This window comes from Vibrio sp. 378 (genome assembly GCF_033339435.1).
The window spans coordinates 1-554 of record NZ_JAWOUO010000995.1 but is presented as its reverse complement, the minus strand read 5'-3'; the positions used below and the strand labels follow the sequence as shown (position 1 = coordinate 554).

The 554-nt window shown below is 47.1% G+C and carries 1 pseudogene; it reads left to right on the top strand.

Going from position 1 to position 554, the window contains the following annotated elements:
* Positions 1 to 554 (top strand): annotated as a pseudogene (locus tag R7Q48_RS29995) (acetolactate synthase 3 large subunit); the annotation flags it as partial.

Sequence of the window (554 nt, the reverse complement as noted above, 5' to 3'; positions counted from 1 at the left end):
TATCCAGAAAGCATCTCGATGCGTTCATACAAGCCAACCACTTCGGGTCATAAAGGCCAAATCAAGAAAGCACTGAAGTCTTTGATTGAAGCGAAAAAACCGGTGCTTTATGTCGGTGGTGGCGCAGTCATTTCTGGTGCTCACGAACATATTTTAGAACTGGCAGACAAACTTAACCTGCCAGTTGTCAGTACCTTAATGGGCCTAGGTGCATTTCCGGGTACTCACAAAAACTCGCTTGGTATGTTGGGGATGCACGGTACCTACGAAGCCAATATGGCGATGCACGAAGCGGATCTGATCTTCGGTATTGGGGTGCGTTTTGATGACCGCACCACCAATAACCTTGAGAAGTACTGTCCAAATGCGAAAGTGATGCACATTGATATTGATCCGTCGTCGATCTCCAAAAACGTCAAAGTGGATCTTCCAATTGTAGGCTCTGCTGAAAAAGTACTGACTACTATGCTTGGTCTACTGGCAGAGCAAGATTGTGGCAACGATGAAGCGGCGATCACTAAGTGGTGGGAGGATATTCAAGTGTGGCGCGATCG